This is a genomic window from Roseobacter sp. N2S (assembly GCF_031454055.1).
GTDB lineage: Bacteria > Pseudomonadota > Alphaproteobacteria > Rhodobacterales > Rhodobacteraceae > Amylibacter.
Genome location: NZ_JAVDQB010000010.1, coordinates 70,715 through 88,531, shown reverse-complemented (window position 1 = coordinate 88,531; position 17,817 = coordinate 70,715). Strand labels below are relative to the sequence as shown.

General features: G+C 56.2%; 18 protein-coding genes and 1 riboswitch. Of the genes, 13 read left to right on the top strand and 5 right to left on the bottom strand.

Annotated elements, in window-relative coordinates:
- Nucleotides 1-41: 41 nt before the first annotated feature.
- Nucleotides 42-1,442 (bottom strand): glucuronate isomerase, encoded by a 1,401-nt coding sequence (uxaC, locus tag GGE09_RS19015; protein WP_309747769.1) that lies wholly within the window; start codon nucleotides 1,440-1,442, stop codon nucleotides 42-44.
- Complete coding sequence (locus GGE09_RS19010) at nucleotides 1,442-2,155, bottom strand: GntR family transcriptional regulator (RefSeq protein WP_309747768.1); 714 nt, start codon at nucleotides 2,153-2,155, stop codon at nucleotides 1,442-1,444. The genes uxaC and GGE09_RS19010 overlap by 1 nt, the downstream gene beginning before the upstream one ends.
- 115 nt (nucleotides 2,156-2,270) lie before the next feature.
- On the opposite strand from GGE09_RS19010, the gene uxuA reads away from it, so the two are divergent.
- The gene (uxuA, locus tag GGE09_RS19005) at nucleotides 2,271-3,494 is read left to right on the top strand and encodes a mannonate dehydratase (RefSeq protein ID WP_309747767.1); all 1,224 of its coding nucleotides are present in this window, start codon (nucleotides 2,271-2,273) and stop codon (nucleotides 3,492-3,494) included.
- Entirely contained in the window at nucleotides 3,491-4,960 is a 1,470-nt protein-coding gene (locus GGE09_RS19000; RefSeq protein WP_309747766.1) for a mannitol dehydrogenase family protein, read from the top strand. The genes uxuA and GGE09_RS19000 overlap by 4 nt, the downstream gene beginning before the upstream one ends.
- A gap of 168 nt (nucleotides 4,961-5,128) precedes the next feature.
- On the opposite strand, the gene GGE09_RS18995 is transcribed toward GGE09_RS19000, so the two are convergent.
- Nucleotides 5,129-5,797: a metal-binding protein ZinT gene (locus GGE09_RS18995; RefSeq protein ID WP_309747765.1), complete on the bottom strand. Its 669-nt coding sequence runs from the start codon at nucleotides 5,795-5,797 to the stop codon at nucleotides 5,129-5,131.
- Nucleotides 5,798-6,042: 245 nt separating this feature from the next.
- A riboswitch (TPP riboswitch) is annotated at nucleotides 6,043-6,143 on the top strand.
- Between the two features lie 64 nt (nucleotides 6,144-6,207).
- Between GGE09_RS18995 and thiD the strand changes: the two genes are divergently transcribed.
- From thiD to GGE09_RS18940, 11 genes are all read left to right on the top strand, one after another.
- Entirely contained in the window at nucleotides 6,208-7,014 is an 807-nt protein-coding gene (thiD, locus tag GGE09_RS18990) for a bifunctional hydroxymethylpyrimidine kinase/phosphomethylpyrimidine kinase (RefSeq protein WP_309747764.1), read from the top strand.
- Nucleotides 7,014-8,009 (top strand): glycine oxidase ThiO, encoded by a 996-nt coding sequence (gene thiO / locus GGE09_RS18985; protein WP_309747763.1) that lies wholly within the window; start codon nucleotides 7,014-7,016, stop codon nucleotides 8,007-8,009. Before thiD ends, thiO begins: the two co-directional genes overlap by 1 nt.
- Nucleotides 7,993-8,190, top strand: coding sequence for a sulfur carrier protein ThiS (thiS, locus tag GGE09_RS18980; protein WP_309747762.1), 198 nt, complete (start codon nucleotides 7,993-7,995; stop codon nucleotides 8,188-8,190). Before thiO ends, thiS begins: the two co-directional genes overlap by 17 nt.
- Nucleotides 8,191-8,193: 3 nt before the next feature.
- The gene (locus GGE09_RS18975; protein ID WP_309747761.1) at nucleotides 8,194-8,967 is read left to right on the top strand and encodes a thiazole synthase; all 774 of its coding nucleotides are present in this window, start codon (nucleotides 8,194-8,196) and stop codon (nucleotides 8,965-8,967) included.
- Nucleotides 8,964-9,560, top strand: coding sequence for a thiamine phosphate synthase (locus GGE09_RS18970; protein WP_309747760.1), 597 nt, complete (start codon nucleotides 8,964-8,966; stop codon nucleotides 9,558-9,560). The genes GGE09_RS18975 and GGE09_RS18970 overlap by 4 nt, the downstream gene beginning before the upstream one ends.
- Nucleotides 9,557-10,543 carry a ThiF family adenylyltransferase gene (locus tag GGE09_RS18965; protein WP_309747759.1) on the top strand — a complete coding sequence of 329 codons (987 nt, stop codon included), beginning with the start codon at nucleotides 9,557-9,559 and terminating at the stop codon, nucleotides 10,541-10,543. Before GGE09_RS18970 ends, GGE09_RS18965 begins: the two co-directional genes overlap by 4 nt.
- 4 nt (nucleotides 10,544-10,547) lie before the next feature.
- Nucleotides 10,548-11,486, top strand: a complete 939-nt coding sequence (locus GGE09_RS18960) for an ABC transporter substrate-binding protein (RefSeq protein ID WP_309747758.1) — start codon at nucleotides 10,548-10,550, stop codon at nucleotides 11,484-11,486.
- Entirely contained in the window at nucleotides 11,483-12,166 is a 684-nt protein-coding gene (gene tenA, locus GGE09_RS18955) for a thiaminase II (protein ID WP_309747757.1), read from the top strand. Before GGE09_RS18960 ends, tenA begins: the two co-directional genes overlap by 4 nt.
- On the top strand, nucleotides 12,163-12,888 hold the full coding sequence (locus GGE09_RS18950) for an ABC transporter ATP-binding protein (protein ID WP_309747756.1): 726 nt from the start codon (nucleotides 12,163-12,165) through the stop codon (nucleotides 12,886-12,888). The genes tenA and GGE09_RS18950 overlap by 4 nt, the downstream gene beginning before the upstream one ends.
- On the top strand, nucleotides 12,885-13,643 hold the full coding sequence (locus GGE09_RS18945; protein ID WP_309747755.1) for an ABC transporter permease: 759 nt from the start codon (nucleotides 12,885-12,887) through the stop codon (nucleotides 13,641-13,643). Before GGE09_RS18950 ends, GGE09_RS18945 begins: the two co-directional genes overlap by 4 nt.
- Before the next feature lie 283 nt (nucleotides 13,644-13,926).
- Complete coding sequence (locus GGE09_RS18940; RefSeq protein ID WP_309747754.1) at nucleotides 13,927-15,480, top strand: ATP-binding protein; 1,554 nt, start codon at nucleotides 13,927-13,929, stop codon at nucleotides 15,478-15,480.
- 89 nt (nucleotides 15,481-15,569) lie between these two features.
- Here GGE09_RS18940 and GGE09_RS18935 read toward each other — a convergent pair whose 3' ends face one another.
- Together GGE09_RS18935 and GGE09_RS18930 are read right to left on the bottom strand one after the other, a co-directional pair.
- A complete protein-coding gene (locus GGE09_RS18935) occupies nucleotides 15,570-16,772 on the bottom strand; it encodes a CoA transferase (protein ID WP_309747753.1) in 1,203 nt (400 codons plus the stop codon).
- A 76-nt stretch (nucleotides 16,773-16,848) separates the two neighbouring features.
- Nucleotides 16,849-17,817 (bottom strand): tripartite tricarboxylate transporter substrate binding protein, encoded by a 969-nt coding sequence (locus GGE09_RS18930; RefSeq protein ID WP_309747752.1) that lies wholly within the window; start codon nucleotides 17,815-17,817, stop codon nucleotides 16,849-16,851.

Here is a 17,817-nt window from a genome sequence, read left to right as displayed (position 1 = left end):
CAAGTGTTTGGTCGCACCGAAGCGCAACCGCGATTAATCTGTCAAAGTCGGTAAGCCTGTTTTGCCAAACCGTGTGCCAACAGTGGCGCAATCTCGAACGCCTCGGCCTCCTCAAGCCGATGGGTTACGATCATTTCAGCCAGCCAGCCGCTGTCCACACGCCGCGCCACATCGTGGCGGGCCGGAATGGAACACAACGCCCGCGTGTCATCGTTGAAACCAACCGTGTTATAGATGCCCGCCGTTTCCATCGCCATTTCGCGAAAGCGGCGCATGCCTTCGTAGCTGTCGTGAAACCACCACGGCGGGCCAAGGCGTAGGCAAGGCCAAACCCCTGCCAATGGGGCCAGTTCGCGGGAATATGTGGTCTCGTCCAAGGTGAACAAGATCAGGGTCAATCGCGGGTCCAGCCCGACGGCATCGAGCAAAGGGCGCAGAGCTTCGGGGAAGCTGACAGGCACCGGAATATCAAAGCCGCGATCCGGCCCGTAATCCCGCCGTGTTGCGCTAGAATGCCCCCGCAAAGACCCTGAATGAAGCTGCATCACCAGCCCGTCTTCAACCGACATCCGCGCCATTTCGGTCAGCATCTGTGCGCGGAATAGCTCGCTATCCCCATGTTCCAGCTTGTCCGAGCGTACCCGTTCAAAAAGCGCGCGCGCTTCCGTCAGGGGTAAATCTGCCGTGCGGGGTGTCGGGTGGCCGTGATCGGTGGCCGTAGCCCCCATTGCCTGAAATGCCGCGCGGCGGGCGCGGTGGGCATCCAGATAACCATCCCATGTGCTGGTATCACAACCTGAAACTTCGGCCAGATGTTCCAGATTGGCGCTGAAATCAGGGGTATCCGGATCAATCACTGCATCAGGGCGATAGGTGGGCACAACCCGTCCCTGCCAGTCGCTTTCACGCGCCATGGCATGAAACGCCAGATCATCCAAAGCGCTGTCGGTGGTTGCAATAGCGTCAATTCCAAACCGGTCATAGAGCGCGCGGGGGCGGGTATCGGGCTCGGGCAAGCGTTCCGCAATAGCATCATAAATGTCATTTGCCGTTTTCGGCCCAAGTCGCTGTGTGACACCAAACAGACGGGACAGCGCATCGTCTACCCAGATCCGCGAGGGTGTTCCTGCAAACAGATGGTAATGATCCGCAAAGGTTTGCCAGATTTTACGGGGGTCTTTTTCACAGTTGGCACCGATGCCAAGCGCTTCAAAGGGGATGCCCTGACTGGTCAACATCCGCGTGACATAGTGATCAGGTGTTACGAACAATGCTGCCGGATCGGAGAACGCAGGGTTTTCGCCCCACCAACGGGGATCGGTATGGCCGTGGGGCGAAACAATCGGTAAATCGGCAACCGCATTATACAATGTGCGCGCCAGTTTGCGGGTTGCCGGATCAGCAGGCAACAAACGGTCAGGATGCAAAAACGCGTTCCCCATTAGGACGGCTCCGCAATGAAGAACGCAGGTTTGGCGGCGGCGACAACAGGCACATCATCCAGAATGCGGCGCAGATGCAGACGCATTTTTTCCTCGGCGGCGCTGGCGTTTCCAGCTTTGATTGCATCGACGATCTGTGTGTGCTGCTCTACCAGAATACTTCGGGGGAACTGGCTGGCACTTAGGTGACGCACTCGGTCCATCTGGCTTTTCAGGGGTTGCAGAAAATCCCAACCCGCCCCCTGCCCTGCAATATCGGCAAGTTTGCGATGAAAGGCTTCGTCCAGATCAATAAACGGTTGGGGATTGTCGATCCCAGCGGCGTCTACCTGTAATCTAAGGATTTCATCAAGCTCTGCCAGCATCTGTGCATTCGCACGCGCAGTGACCGCGCGTACAATATCCGCCTCAACCGCTTCACGTACAAATTGTGCAGCCAGAACCGATGCTATGTCGATGCGGCTGACAAAACTGCCTCTTTGGGGGCGGATGTCGATCAAGCCAGCCTCAGAAAGTTTGATGAATGCCTCGCGCACTGGTTGGCGGCTGGTGTCGTAATAAGATGCCACATCAACCTCGGACAGGCGTGTCCCCGGTTCCAACTCGCCGCGCACAATGCGCAGCCGCAAGCGGGCATAAAGCTGCGCCCCCACCGGCCCACTGGCTTCGAGTTGATCACTCACTTTGGAAAAGATGTTTGAAGTCTCAGGCATTTTTTCTCCTCGTCCTAACTGTGCAAGACTACTACCATACTAGTCAACACAAAATTTGTATGCTACTTCTGATCCAGGCTTTAAATGGTATCCGCAGCAATCGGAAGGAATGCACATGAAACAGACTTGGCGTTGGTTTGGACCGGAAGACCGGGTTTCGGTCGATACAATGTTGCAGGCGGGGGTCGAGGGTGTTGTCTCGGCCTTGCACCACATCCCCACCGGCGCGGTCTGGTCTGGCGCAGAAATCGCAAAGCGCCAAAAGGAAATTGCAACCAGACCGGCGGGTGGCCCATCGGGTTTGAAATGGGATGTGGTCGAAAGCCTGCCTGTGTCCGAAGACATCAAGCGACAAACTGGCGACTGGCGTAACCATCTGGAGGCATGGAAAGAATCTCTTCACAACCTGCATGCAGCGGGTTTGAATGTGATCTGTTATAATTTCATGCCAGTTCTGGATTGGACCCGCACTGATCTGGCGTTTCAACTGCCCAATGGGGCGACTTGCATGCGGTTTGAGCTGCCGGTTTTTGCAGCTTTTGACATTCACATTCTTGGTCGCGACGGCGCTGTGGACAGCTATTCTGACGAAACGGTACTGGCGGCCAATCAGGTTTTCAAAACTCTGCGACAGGACGATATACAGTCTCTTGTGCGCAATGTTGTGTTTGGTTTGCCAGGGGCCGCCGAGAATTTTTCACTCGAAGATCTGCGCTATCATCTGTCCGCCTATGCGGGCCTGGGTGAGGACGGTTTGCGCGCGAATCTGATTGATTTTCTGTCCGAAGTCGCCCCTGTTGCCCAAGATCTGGGGATGCGTTTGTGTTGTCATCCAGACGATCCGCCGACCCCCCTGTTGGGGCTGCCGCGGATCATGTCTACCGAAGCGGATTACAAACAGGTTTTGGATACAGTTGACGTGATGTCCAACGGTGTGACCCTGTGTTCCGGCTCGCTTGGTGCGCGGCCCGATAACGACCTGCCCGGCATGATGGAACGTTTGGGCGATCGGGTGCATTTTCTGCATTTGCGCAATGTTAAGCGGGAAACTTCTGATATTTGCGGCAGTTTTCACGAGGCGGCCCACCTTGAAGGTGACACCGATATGGTGGCTTTGATTGCTGCGGTTCTTAAGCAAGAAGCGCACCGTCGAGCCGCTGGCCGAGAGGACGCCTCGATACCGTTCCGCCCCGATCACGGTCAGGATATTCTAGACGATCTGGGCCGCAATGCCCAGCCGGGGTATCCGTCAATCGGGCGGTTGAAAGGTCTGGCTGAATTGCGCGGGATCGTCACTGCCCTATCGCATCCCACTGTTGCCAACGGGTTAAACCATTGAAACGTCTAAGCCAGATAACGGATATTTCCGGCGCTGCCCTGCCCCCGGATTATGACCCCGCCGCACACGGGGCAGGCATTGTGCATTTGGGCCTTGGTGCTTTTCACAGGGCCCATCAAGCCGCGATGACCGATGCCGCCCTTGCCCATGCGGGCGGTGACTGGCGCATTATCGGCGTCAGCCTGCGCAATCGTGACGTTGTCGATGCGTTAGCCCCGCAAAACTGCCTGTATACGCTGATTGAACGGGATGAAACGGGGGTCTCGGGCCGTGTGATTGGCGCGATTTCCCAAGTGATTGCAGCCGACCCGCAGGCCACGTTACAGGCACTCTGTGATCCTGCGATCCGCATTGTGACGCTGACCGTGACGGAAAAAGGCTATGGGATTGAGCGCAGCACGGGCCTTCCTGATCCGCAAAACCCCGTCATTGCAGCGGATTTAACCGCGCTGGATGCGCCCAAAGGCGTGCTTGGCCTGTTATGTGCCGCACTTGGGAAACGCAAAGCCAACGGCACAGCGCCGTTTACCGTTTTGTGTTGCGACAACCTTCCGAACAACGGCCAGTTTTTGCAAAAGGGGCTTGTCGGATTCGCCCGATTGCACGATGCTTCCCTAGCAGATTGGATCGCCCGAAACGTGGCTTTTCCATCCTGCATGGTTGATCGTATTACCCCCGCCGCAGGGCCTGAAACCCGTGCCGAGGCAGAGCGCTTGACCGGATGCATCGACCTTGGCGCGATTGAAACAGAATCTTTTACACAATGGGTCATCGAAGACCATTTCCCACAGGGCCGACCCGCTTGGGAGCAAGGTGGCGCGATCTTTGTTCAGGATGTCGATAGCTATGAACGGATGAAGCTGCGCATGTTGAATGGTGCCCATTCCATGCTGGCCTATTCCGGCTTTCTGGCGGGGCACCGGTATGTGCGTGATGTGATGGTCAATCCCGCCTTGGAACGTCTGGTTCGCCGCCATTTAAAAGCCGCAGCCCAAACACTGGAACCGCTGCCCGCTTTCAGCTTTGACACCTATGCCAAGGATCTGGAGGCACGGTTTAACAACCCTTCAATCGCACATGAGACCTATCAAATCGCAATGGATGGCACGGAAAAATTGCCTCAGCGGATTTTTGCACCCGCTCTCGACGCGCTTGAAAACGGGTGCGCCTTGCGCCCGTTCGCCTTCGCAACAGCAATGTGGATGCGCTATTGTCTTGGCGTAACGGATGGCGGGGTTACCTATGCCTTGCGTGACCCCCGCGAAGCTGAAATCATCCGCGTTTTGCAGGGCATCCCCCGTGACGGAGAATTGATTTCAACGGCGCTACATGAACAGATCGCACTTGTTCCAAAGGCGCTGGTTGAAAGCTCTGCATGGCGGGATTGCGTGGCGGAAATCTTAAACGGCATCTTGGATTTGGGTATTGCAGGGGCGATAGACTTGGAAGCCACGGGCAAATACTGAACCGGAATTAAGAAGCGAGTATTCTAGACGGCTTTCAAGGTTCCCCCAAATCCTAAGGATTTTCAGGGTAAGTTTTGAGAGGCTTATACGTCTGAACTTTCTCGCTTCTTAACCGCCCGATTATATCATTTGGGGCTAGGACTAGGCTTCGCGTTTCCCGTATCGGGCTTAGTGGGCAACCATTTCTGACGCGATCTGCGCGGCTGACAAATCGGCAGGGTAATAGGTTGGCCAATTGGTCACTTCTTTGAGCAAAGCTGCCCGATCGTCGCCCCAATAAAGGTGGTAGTGATCAGCTATTGCGGGCGCAATTTTGTGATCGCTGAACTGGATGAAATTCGGCGCTTCCGCGTCACCACTTTGTTTTTCAAACACAAAACGCACCCCACGATTGCCTGCTTTGTAAGTCAAAATATCGTAGCCTGCATTTCCATATTGCGCCTGAACCGGTTTCCCGTTCCGAAAAAACGTCACACTTTCGCCTTCAAAAAGGATGCGATCCACATCTGTGGCATATCCGGTTTGGTAATATGTTTTGTACTCTTCGGCGGTCTTTTCCCCATGTTCGGCTTTGTGCTGCATAACGCCGTCCAATGCGCCACTTTGCAAAAGAGGATAGACAGATTGCCAGTCCCCCGCCCAATCCGACAAAGTGCGGGCTTTGATCTGACCGTCGTCGAAAATCCCTTTGTAGATGTCATCCGCGCTGTGGTCATGGGCATGGCTGTGCGCCTTGCTTTCAGAGGTGCTGGTTGTTTCGGCTAAGGCGGGTGCGGCAACTGTAACCAGTGCGGCAAGGGTTAGGGCGCTCAGTTGTTTCGGGATTTCCAAAAACATGTAAGTCTCCATTCAGAGGTTGGTTCGAATATTTGATTCGCAATGTAATAACATTACAATTAACTCACTACCCTAACTTCCCACCCACGGCAATTCCCATTCGCACCAGCCCGCGCAGAACGCGTGGCAAATGTTCAAATCCGGAAAAACCCACATTTGTCATTTGGCTGTTGTGATCCGGTTCAATCCAAATTAGCGTTGCAACTGAAATCCGATTGCGGCCCTGAAAATCCGCTCGGTAGAAATTTTATCCGTCGGGGAGCCTTTAGGGGCTGAGAGGTGCGCGCACCGACCCGTCGAACCTGATCCGGGTCATGCCGGCGTAGGGAACGGGTACACTGCGTCACTGCATTCGTAATGCGCAGGCTCATTCTTTCGCTGGTCGTCCCACAACCGATGGAGACACACCAGTGACTGGCAAACCCCCAATTGCCCTTACGATTGCAGGCTCTGACAGCGGCGGCGGGGCTGGCATTCAGGCCGACCTTAAGGCGATGTCGGCCAATGGCGTTTACGCGGCAAGTGTAATCACCGCAATTACGGCGCAAAACACACGCGCTGTCACGGCGGTGCATGAAGTTCCGACTGATGTGGTTGCCGCGCAAATAACGGCTGTGCTGTCTGATATTCCGGTTCAATCCATCAAGCTGGGAATGCTGTTTTCCCCTGTTATTATTGATGCGGTTGCGCGATGTCTGGTCAATTTCAAAGGCCCCGTTGTCGTGGACCCTGTGATGATCGCCAAATCCGGTGATGCCTTACTGCAAGAGTCCGCCGTTAAAGCAATGACAGCGCAAATTCTGCCGTTGGCCACACTTCTAACCCCAAATCTGCCCGAGGCCGCCCGTTTGTTGGGCATCCCAGAGGCCGGATCAACCGTAGAAATGGCCACGCAGGGCAAACGTCTTTTGGACATGGGGCCACAGGCGGTTCTGATGAAAGGTGGCCACGCCATAGGGGGGACTTGCACGGATGTTTTGATAGACGCCTGTGGTGTGGTCACCACATTGTCAGCACCTCGGGTGCTTACGAAAAACACCCATGGAACAGGCTGCACCTATTCCGCAGCCATTGCCGCGCATTTGGCGAAAGGGCTGAACCTTCAGGCCGCCGTGACCGCAGCACACGGGTATTTGCAGGGTGCTATTGCGGCGTCTGACCAGTTACACATCGGCGCGGGCCATGGGCCAGTCCATCACTTTCACGGGCAATGGTAATGGTTGAAGTGACCATCATCGGCGCAGGCGTTGCGGGCCTGTGTGTGGCCCGCACCCTGCTGGATCGGGGGGCATCCGTCACTCTTGTGGATCGTCAGGCCGATCTAGGCCCGGCGGCTTGTTCGTGGTGGGCGGGCGGTATGCTCGCCCCGTTTTGTGAAGGCGAAAGCGCCGTGGAACCCGTGATCCGTCTGGGGCAAGAGTCTGCGATGTGGTGGGCGGCAAAAACCCGCGCCGTGCAGCAACGCGGCTCGCTTGTGGTGTCACCGGCACGGGATAAGGCAGAACTGATCCGTTTCGCTCGCCGCACTTCCCAGTACCGAGAGGTCGGGGCTGATGAAATTTCCGATCTTGAACCGGATTTGGGCGGGCGGTTTTCCAAAGGTTTGTTCTTTGAATCCGAGGCCCATCTGTCCCCACGTGATGCTCTGGCCCAATTGCGGGCCAGCCTTGTGGCCGACGGGGCAGAGTTTCAGCAGGCGGATGCCGATCCTGACAGCTATGCACAGCACGGGCTGACTGTGGATTGCCGCGGGTTTCAGGCGCGCGCACAGCTTTCGGACCTGCGCGGGGTCAAGGGCGAAATGTTGGTGTTATCCTGCCCCGAGGTCACGCTGCACCGTCCCATCCGCCTGCTGCACCCGCGTATTCCGCTGTACATTGTGCCGCGCGGTGACGGGGTTTTCATGCTGGGCGCTACCATGATTGAAGGGCGCGCAGGCAAACACATCACCGCCCGCGCCCTGTTGGAATTGCTCAGCGCCGCCTATGCCCTGAACCCCGCCTTTGGCGAGGCCGAGGTGCTGGAAATCGGCGTCGACAGCCGCCCCGCCTTTCCCGACAACCTGCCGCGCATCCGCCGCAGCGGAAACCTGATCCGCGCCAACGGTTTGTTCCGGCACGGTTTTCTTTTGGCCCCTGCGCTGGCGCGGATGGTGGCAGAGCTGATTTTTGACAACACAACACCGGAGGTGATGGATGAAACTGCAACTTAATGGCGCGACCTTGGATGTAGATGTCGCAACTTTGGACGGGCTGCTGACAGCGCAGGGTTTTGGCGGTGCAAAGGTCGCAACGGCTGTGAACGGCCAGTTCGTCCCTGCTCCCTCCCGCGCGGATCATCCCTTGGCCGAGGGTGATTTGATCGAAGTTCTTGCGCCCATGCAGGGGGGGTAGATCATGCGTGAATTTTACGGCACCGCCCTTGCCAACGGGTTCATGCTGGGTACGGCGCAATACCCGTCACCTGCCATTCTGGCGGATGCATTCCAGCGCAGTAAAGCCAGCGTTGCCACGGTTTCTTTGCGCCGCGAAAGCGGGCAGACCCGCGCGGGGCAGGATTTCTGGCAGATGATCCGCGATCTGAACGTGCATATCCTGCCCAACACCGCAGGCTGCCATAGTGTGAAAGAGGCCGTCACCACCGCCCATATGGCCCGCGAGGTGTTTGATACCAAGTGGATCAAGCTGGAGGTCATCGGCGAAGAGGACACGCTGCAACCCGATGTGTTCGGGCTGGTCGAAGCGGCGCGTATTTTATCCGAAGACGGCTTTCAGGTTTTCCCCTACACAACCGAGGATCTGGTGGTCGCGGACAGGTTGTTGCACGCAGGCTGTGAGGTTCTGATGCCTTGGGGCGCGCCGATCGGTTCGGGATTGGGGCTGAACAACCTGTTCGGCCTGCGGGCCATGCGGGCGCATTTTCCCGATGTGCCTTTGGTGATTGATGCGGGTCTGGGCCTGCCGTCACAAGCGGCGCAGGCGATGGAACTGGGGTTTGACGCAGTGTTGTTGAACACCGCAGTCGCCAAGGCAGGGGATCCAGCGGCCATGGCCGAAGCCTTTGCAACCGCCATTCGCGCAGGCCAATTGGCCGCCGCTGCCGATCCGATGGAACCCCGCGACATGGCCGCACCCTCTACCCCTGTTATCGGAAAGGCGTTTTTACAATGAAACTTGATCGCTTCTACCCGATTTTTGACAGTGCCGATTGGTTGGAACGGCTGGTTCCGCTGGGGATCAAGCTGGTGCAATTGCGGATCAAGGACGCCAGCCCTGCTGAAATCCGCGACCATATCCGGCGGGCAAAGGCGGTTTGTGCCGATCGGGGTTGCACGCTGATTATCAACGATTACTGGCAAATCGCCATAGACGAGGGCTGCGACTATATCCACCTTGGTCAGGAAGATCTGGACGACGCGGATATTGCGGCCATTCGCGGTGCCGGGTTGCGTCTGGGGATCAGCACCCATGACAAGGCAGAACTGGCCCGTGCGCTTGAATTAAACCCCGATTACATCGCGCTTGGGCCGATCTATCCCACCATCCTGAAAAAGATGAAATGGCATGAACAGGGTATTGAAAAGCTGACAACATGGCGCGAACGGATTGGCACGACCCCGTTGATTGCCATCGGTGGTATGAATATTGACCGCGCGGCGGGGGCGTTTGCGGCAGGCGCGGATGTGGTGGCGGCTGTCACCGACATCACCCTGCACGCCAACCCCGAAGACCGCATCCGCGCTTGGCTGGCGGCAACACGATGAACAGGTATGAACGACAAATGATCCTGCCCGAAGTCGGCACCGCAGGCCAAGCCGCGATCCACGCCGCTCGTGTTCTAGTGGTTGGTGTCGGGGGCTTGGGCGCACCTGTGCTGCAATATCTGGTGGGCGCAGGCGTCGGCCATCTGACCCTGGTGGACGGGGATCACGTGTCCTTGTCCAATCTGCACCGCCAGACCCTGTTTCGCGAAACCGATATAGGCCAGCCCAAAGCCGAAGCTGCCGCAGCAACCCTGCGCGAATTGAACGGGGATTGCACGATCACCGCAATTGCCGCGCCCCTTGACCCTGAAAATGCCAAAGCTCTTGTGGCGCAAAACACCTTAGTTCTGGATTGCGCAGATAGTTTTGCCGCCAGCTACACCCTGTCCGATCTGTGCCACGGGGCGGGCGTTCCGCTGATCAGCGCCTCGGCGCTTGGGTTTGCGGGCTATGTGGCAGGGTTTTGCGGTACAGCTCCATCATTGCGGGCGGTTTTCCCTGACCTGCCAGATCGCGCCGCCACCTGCGCCACAGCGGGTGTATTGGGGCCAGTTGTCGGGATGATCGGGGCGGCACAGGCGCAAATGGCTTTGGCGGTATTGATCGGGCAGGCCCCGTCGCCTCTGGGTCAGTTGATCAGCTTTGATCTGCAAAACTTCCGCACTGGCGGCTTTCGGTTTGATACGGCACCAGAGCCTTATGCCGACCTTGATTTCATCGCAGCAAGCCAGATCACTGGCAGTGATTTTGTCATAGACCTGCGTGATACCGTTGAAGCCCCCTCCCCCGTTACCCCGACCGCGCAGCGGTTAAGCGTTGCAGAGTTCACCCAAAATACCCCCAAACCATCCCCCGATCAAAGAGCGGTTTTTGCCTGTCGATCGGGCCTACGCGCTTGGAATGCCGCTGTGCATCTTCGGGCCTGCTGGGATGGAAAAATCTCTTTGATCGCCCTTGGCGACACGTCAAAAACTGAAAGGTAACCTAATGAAATTAACCTCCCTTGTTGCAGCACTGATGCTGACCGCCTCGCCCCTGTTGGCCGCCGATAAAATGACCCTGCTGCTGGATTGGTTTGTGAACCCCGATCATGGCCCGATCATTGTGGCGCAGGAAAAAGGCTATTTCGCCGATCTGGACCTAGAGGTTGAGATCATCGCCCCTGCTGATCCATCCGATCCGCCCAAACTGGTGGCCGCTGGCAAGGCCGATCTGGCAATTGCCTATCAACCCCAGTTGCATTTGCTGATCCACGAAGGTCTGCCGCTAAAACGGGTTGGAACGCTGGTCGCCACCCCGTTGAACTGTCTGCTGGTGCTAGAAGACGGTCCGATCAAATCCCCCGCTGATCTGGCAGGCAAAAAGGTCGGGTTTTCAGTTGGTGGCGTGGAAGAGGCAGTGTTGGGCGCGATCTTGCGCCACAATAACCTGTCTTTGGAGGACATCGAATTGGTCAACGTAAACTGGTCTCTGTCGCCGTCTTTGATGTCTGGCCAAGTGGATGCCGTTATCGGCGCATACCGGAACTTTGAACTGAATCAGATGGATATCGAAGGCGTCAAAGGCACTTGTTTCTTTGTGGAAGAAGAAGGTCTGCCCCCCTACGATGAACTGATCTATGTGGCCAATCCTGACACAATGGACCAAGATAAAATCGCGCGTTTTTTGGCGGCGACTGAAAAAGCCACCCAATATATCGTCAATCATCCCGAAGAAAGCTGGAAGACCTTTTCGGGCACTTCGGCAGAATTACAAGACGAGTTAAATGCCCGCGCATGGGCCGACACGATCCCCCGTTTTGCCCTGCGCCCCACCGCGATGGATGTGGGCCGTTATGCCACGTTTGAATCCTTTCTGCACGCGGCGGGCCTGATCCCAAGCCAAAACCCCGTGTCCGCAATCGCAATTGACGTGACAGCACAATGAGCACGCCAGATTATGGAAAAACCTTCGCGATCTGGCGCGAAGGGGCGGCAGGGGTATGGCAAGATTATACCAACCACCAGTTTGTCGCGGGTCTGGGGGATGGAACGCTGCCCCGTAAGGCGTTCTTGCACTATTTAATTCAGGACTATGTCTTTCTGGTGCATTTTTCCCGTGCATGGTCGCTGGGAGTAGTGAAATCCGAAACCCTCGAAGAAATGCGGGTGTGTGCCGGTACAGTCGATGCGCTGGTCAATCACGAGATGTCGTTGCATGTGAAAACCTGCGCCGCCGAAGGCATAGACGAAGCCACGCTGTTTAACGCCGCCGAAGACGTCGAGAACCTCGCCTATACGCGCTATGTTCTGGATGCAGGGCTACAGGGGGATTTTCTGGATCTGATGGCAACCCTTGCGCCTTGTGTGATGGGATACGGCGAAATCGGCCTGCGTTTGGGCCAAAACAAATCCGCCGATACGCCCTATACGGACTGGATTGAAACTTATGCGGACCCAGAATATCAAACCGTCTGTGCCACAGTGGGTGCGATGATTGACAACGCGGTTGCGCGCAGGATCGGTGATCTGGGCCTTTCGCCACGGGCAGGCGTTTTGCAGGACCGTTTCACAAAGGCCACAGCCCTAGAGGTCGGATTTTGGCAAATGGGGCTGAACGCGCGATGACACCTCCGCCGGGCATTACCCTGACAGGCCAGCATCGTTTGAACGGCAGCGTTTTGTTCGATGCAGACTTGCACCTGCCCGGCGGGCGATGGACCTGTCTGCTCGGGCGGTCTGGCGTTGGAAAATCCACCATTCTGCGCCTGATCCTTGACCTTGAAACAGGCGGGCAATTCGCTGGGGGTATTGATGCGAGCGACGGAAAACCGCTTACGGGGCGCATCGGGTATATGGCGCAATCCGATCTGTTGTTGCCTTGGTTAAGCGTGCTTGAAAACATCTGTATTGGCGCCCGTCTGCGCGGGGAAACACCTGACCTGTCCCGCGCAAAAACCTTGTTAGAACGCGTAGGTCTTTCTGGGCAATCCGCGCAAAAGCCAAATGCCTTGTCGGGGGGGATGCGCCAGCGCGCGGCCCTTGCACGCACTTTGATGGAGGATCGCCCCATCGTGTTTCTGGATGAACCGTTTTCGGCGCTGGATGCAGGAACCCGTGCCGATATGCAAGAACTGGCCGCCGAGGTTCTGCGCACACGCACCGTGTTATTAGTCACCCACGACCCCGCCGAGGCAACCCGTCTGGCAGATCAGATCATCGTCATGTCCGCAAAAGAAGCCAAAATCTGGCCCGTACCGGACACCCCCGCCCTGCGCGAAATCAACGACCCACAAACGCTAGACTGCCAATCCCGTCTTCTGGCCCATTTGCGAAACGCGACCCTATGAAAAACCGCGACACCGTTTTTGCCGTTCTTTTGGGGCTGGCCCTATGGCAGGCCCTTGTGGTCCTGACCGCAGCACCCCATTATATTTTACCATCGCCTTGGCGCGTTGCGCAGGCGGCCTATCATAGCCGCATCATCATCCTTGAAAACGCTTGGGTGACTGGCATCGAAGTTCTTCTGGGGCTGGTATTGGGCACGGTTCTGGGAGCGATTACCGCCATTCAACTGGCCTTGTCCAAAACCGCAGAGCGGCTGATGCTGCCGATCCTTGTGTTCACCCAAGCCGTGCCGGTCTTTGCCCTTGCGCCGTTGCTGACGCTTTGGTTCGGCTATGGCATGGGGTCAAAAATTGTGATGGCGATCCTGATCATCTATTTCCCTGTCACATCCGCCTTTCACGACGGTCTGACCCGCGTAGATCAAGGCTACCGCGATCTGGCGGTTGCGATGGGGGCGGGCAAGTTTCAGTTCATGCGCCACATTCAAATCCCGAATGCCCTGCCAAGCCTTGGCACAGGATTGAAATTGGCCGCCGTTTATGCCCCAATCGGGGCGGTTATTGGCGAATGGGTGGGGGCGTCCAAAGGGCTGGGCTATCTGATGCTGCTGGCCAATGGCCGCGCAAAAATCGACCTGATGTTTGCAAGCCTGATCGTGCTGGCCTGCCTTACCGTGGTTTTGCACCTAGCGGTTGGCCGACTGGCGGATCGTGTGTCGCGTTATGCCCAAGGTCGCGCCACACCATTTGAAAGCTGACCCAATCCGCTACCTGCCCCCGCTTTGCCAGGCTGTTAGGCGGGGTGATCCCATTGTCGCTGCGCTGTGTATTGTCGGAATAGGTCGCCCTGCGCGCCCCAAGACATATTGGTCTGATTACACAAAACGACTCGCTCAGGACACACTGGAAATAAAACCAACCCCCTACGCTTGACATTCATTGTGGTCAGGGCAAAAGCATAGAGTACAGGCGGGTGGCGTAAGTTTCGCCAGTGTTTCCAACGAATTGAGGCCAAAGTTAATTGGTCCGGGCAGATAAATAATGATGACAATCATCTCGTGTATTACGGTCGAGCACGACATTACTTTGGTCTTGTTGGCCGGAATTTTGTGTGGGTTTGGCAGCTGGGTCACGTCCAAACTTTACAGACATGGACGCAACAGATCAGAACGGCAGGCCATTTCCTGGCATTTGCTTTCTGCTGCAACAGCCGGTGTAACGATCTGGTGCACCCATTTCGTGGCTATGCTTGGTTTTCGGCCCCCTGTTCCGGTGAATTTTGATCTGGCGCTGACATTTGCATCTTTGGCGATTGCGGTGATTGGCAGTGCGATCGGCGTCATGTTTGCGGCCATGGTCAGGATGCGTTTTGCACCGGCCATCGGGGGGGCGATCCTTGGCTTGGCGATTGCTGCCATGCATTACGCAGGGATGATTGCCTACCGCGTACAGGGAATTGTGGATTGGCAGGAAGGCTATTTGATCACCTCGGTTCTATTGTCCGTTATTCTTTCTTCGATTGCCTTATACTTTGGCAGCAAGTCCGATAAATGGGGTGAATATCAGATGGCAGGGGCGCTGACAGTTGCTATTGTCTGCCTGCACTTCATTGGTATGACGGCCTTTCGGGTCGCACCACTTGAAATTTCCGGTGATTTTGTAAATCCCGAGGCCTTTAAAATGTTGGCCCTGACCGTTGCGGGAACGGCGCTGCTGATCGTGATGTGCGGTCTGTTCAGCTATGCCATCGAAAATCGTGCGCGGATGGAAAGCATTGTTGAACTCACCGCCGCGCGCAACGCTGCTGAAAATGCCAGCCGCGCCAAATCGGAATTCCTAAGCATCCTCAGCCATGAGCTTAGAACGCCTTTGACGATTGTCTTGGGTTACGCTGGCATCCTGACCAAGCTGAAGGAAAGCCACGCCAATAAACTGCGTAAAACCGGTGAACCGATTGATCTGACAACCAACCTGCTTGGCGATCAGGCAGAACTTTACGGCCAGAAAATCAGCTTTTCAGCCAACCACCTGCTGACGCTAATCAATGAAATTCTCGATTACACCAGCATGGAACTTGGGGATGCGAAACTGGATAGATCCTCTTTTCCGATTGAGGAACTTCTGGCCGAGGTCGAAGACCAGTTCCAAGTTCTGGCCCAAGAGAAATCAATCAAGCTTCTGGTCGAGTGTGACGACATTATTGCCTTTGCCGATCGCGGACGCTGTTTGCAAATCCTCATCAATCTGGTCGGGAATGCGCTGAAGTTTTCCAAGGGACAAGAGATTACCTTGCGGGCGCGCCGCGAAAAAACCGGCTTCCGGATCGAAGTCGAAGACAATGGGCGCGGTATTCCTGAAGAGCACCTTGATCTTATCTTCGAAGCCTTCAAACAACTTGAAGACCCCGACAACCGATCTGAAGGCGGAACAGGGCTTGGGCTGGCCATTTGTAAGAAACTGTCGATTGCCCATGGCGGTGACATTTCGGTGCAAAGCGCCGTTGGTACAGGGACTACGTTCACTGTGTCCCTGCCAAAATCCGCGATTGATACCAAAGCGCGCCGCCCTGCCAAAACCTTGCGGGTGGCCGGATAACAGGCGCAAGGTTTTGCGATAGCCGTCAATGCGTTTGACGCGTGCGCAAGAACCCTGCTCCGAAGGTATTCCGCTGGACTAGTCCGTGCTTAGATCACCCCAGCGTTGCGCAGGTGCGCAAGGCTGCTATCGTCCAGCCCCAAGTCCCGCAAAACCGCATCTGTATCCGCCCCAAGTGTTGAGGCACTGGTTTTTGGCACCACGTTGTTGCCATCGGCCTTAAAGCTCATGCTTGGGACATGGATGGGGCCGGTATGGCCGTCTACATGTATTTCGCTGGTCAATCCGCGTGCTGTGATTTGCGCTTCGCCCAGCACTTCTTCCAAGCCACGCACACGGGCAGCCGGGACGGTTGCGGTTTCAAGCAGGGTTTCCCAATGGCTGGCCGTCTGGGTTCGGAAAGTGTCTTCCAATGTGGCGCGCAGGCTGGCGGCGTTTTCCGTACGCGCAGCGGTCGAGTGCCAGCGGGGATCGGATAGAATATCCATGCGGCCAATCGCTTGACACAGCTTGCCAAATTGTACGTCATGGTTGGCTGCCAGCATCAACATTCCGTCACTGGTGTCAAAGGCCCCCGACGAGGGGCTCTGGCTCCAGGCTTCATTGCCGTTTTGCGTAGGGGTCCAGCCTGTTGTCAGGTGTTGGCTGACCAAAGATGCCATTAACATCAAGGCTGTATCGAGCATTGCCACATCCACCTGAACGGCTTTCCCCAGACGATCTACTTCGCGCAGACCCGCCATAACGGCCATCGCGGCGTTCATTCCTGTGGCGTAATCCACATAAGGCGCGCCCACTTTGGTTGGGCCGTCCCCAGGTTTTCCGGTGGTTAACATGATACCGCACATGCCTTGGATCACGTGATCATAAGCAGGCCGCCCGCGCATCGGGCCGTCTTGGCCATAGGCGGAAATCGAACAGTACACAATTTTCGGATTAATCTCGCGCAAGGCCTCAAATCCGAGGCCAAGACCCGCTGCGACGCCGGGTTTAAAATTCTCAACAAAGACATCCGCGCTGGCGATCAGCTTTTTGGCCAGTTCTAACCCTTCGCGGGATTTCAGATCCAGAGTGACAGATTTTTTACCCGCATTATGGGCGATATAACCAAGGCCCATCTGCTGATCTGACAAATGTGGAATGCCGCCGCCTTTGCGGGTCCAATCACCCTCGCCGGGTTTTTCGATCTTCAGAACCTCAGCACCCATCAGGGACAATTGATAGGTGGCGTAGGGGCCTGCCAGAACTTGGCTAAGATCCACTATCCGAACGTCTTTCAGGGGCTGAAACATGGCGGCCTCTCGTGTGTATTATTGGGGATGGGTGGTGGTTTCGGCGGGCGTGTGTCACCCGCCGAAAAACGGAAGTTTATTTCGGCTCGATGCCAGCGGCTTTCATGATCGCGCCGTTATTTTTGTAGCTGGTTTCAATTTCCGCGTAGGATTGATCTACATCCAGATACATGATCGGAATGTTTGCGGTATCGACCACAGTCTTAAAGGTTTCGTCGGTCTGCGCCGCCTTCAATGCGGTGGCCAGCTTTTCCAGAATGGGGCGCTCTGTGCCTTTGGGCAGGATAAGCGTGGTACGTGAATCCATCGATAGCGTGTAGCCTTCTTCGTCGATGGTTTTCACATCAGGATCAGAGGGATGGCGAAAGGTTGTCAGGGCTGAAATCATCTTCATCTCGTCGGGAAATTTCTTGTGAATCCCGCCTGATAGGGCCAGCGTTACCTGTTTGCCAAGGATCGCATTGATCATGTCGCCGCCGCCTTTCAGGGGAACGATATTCACTTCCAGCCCCTCTTTTTTGGCGATTTCGTCCATATACATCCGCGAGGTGGGGCTAAGCGCGCCATACCGGAAACCAGGGTTTTCTTTGGCCCAAGCGACGAATTCCGGCAGGTTATCAAAAGGCGCATCCTTTTGCGTGGCCAGACCGACCTGATAGGCGGTGATCATCCCCGCATATTCAAAATCTTCCGGCTTGAAATCCACCCGCTTCAGCAAGAAGGGTTCAGTGTTGATGACCGAATTTGCGTGGAACAAAACGGTGTATCCGTCTGGCGTGGCTTTCTTCAGTTCATGGGCCGCCAGAACACCGCCGCCCCCTGGTTTGTTCACCACATTCACCGGCACACCCAACTGGTCGGACAGCACTTTGGCAGAGGCGCGCGCCACCAGATCGGTCTGCCCGCCTGCCTTATATCCCACCAACATTGTGATCGGCTGTGTCGGGTAATCCTGAGCCATAACGGGCGTTGAGTGTGCCCCGACCATCCCCAGCGCGACCGCGAAAATGGCCGCTAAGGTATTTCTTCTGTTTAGTTTTTTCAT